Genomic DNA, 778 nt, shown 5'->3' with positions numbered 1-778 from the left:
ACCGCACCCCGCGCGGTCTCGACCGCCCGCTGTTTGCCAAGCTTGTCGAGGGCCACTGGATCGACGACCACGTCAATCTCCTGATCTGCGGCCCGGCCGGCGTCGGCAAGAGCTGGCTCGCCTCGGCGCTCGGCCACAAGGCCTGTCGCGACAATCGCTCCGTGCTCTATCAACGTGTTCCGCGGCTGTTCGATGACCTCGCTCTCGCGCGCGGCGACGGTCGCCATCCGCGCCTATTGCGCGGGCTCGGCCGTGTCGATCTGCTGATCCTAGATGACTGGGGGCTTGAGCCGCTCGACGCCGGTGCCCGTCACGACCTCCTGGAAATCCTCGAAGATCGCTAGGGTCATCGTTCCACGATCGTCACCAGCCAGCTCCCCGTAGACCAGTGGCATCTGCTCATTGGAGATCCCACCTATGCCGACGCCGTGCTCGACCGCCTCGTCCACAATGCCCATCGGCTCGACCTTACTGGCGAGAGCCTGCGCCGAACCCGGCAATTCGCCCGAAAGACCTGAGCCCGTAACGCTCTGGACATGCCGCTGCGCTTGGACAACGCCAAGGCGTTGCCCACATGCCCACAGCAACCGCAACAGAAACACAAAGGGTCCAAGCCGCGATTCCAGTTGACCGTGCGGCTCGCCCAATGCCAGAGAACCTAGGAAGCCAGAACGCCTCGCCCCGGGCGAGATCAAATCGGAAAGGTGGGCGACATCGTCTCGGAATCCCCCGGGCGACTTCATATCGGTACACCCGGGCGACTTCGTCGGAATCCGCA

At 64.4% G+C, this 778-nt stretch carries 1 pseudogene; it reads left to right on the top strand.

Annotated features, from left to right (window positions below):
• Window positions 1–518, top strand: a pseudogene (locus IVB01_RS15440) (ATP-binding protein); the annotation flags it as partial.
• Window positions 519–778 lie beyond the last annotated feature (260 nt).

Origin of the sequence: Bradyrhizobium sp. 164, assembly GCF_023073715.1 — a bacterium.
In the GTDB taxonomy this organism is placed as follows: domain Bacteria; phylum Pseudomonadota; class Alphaproteobacteria; order Rhizobiales; family Xanthobacteraceae; genus Bradyrhizobium.
Note: the sequence above shows the minus strand (reverse complement) of the source record. Positions and strands in the feature narration are given on the sequence as shown.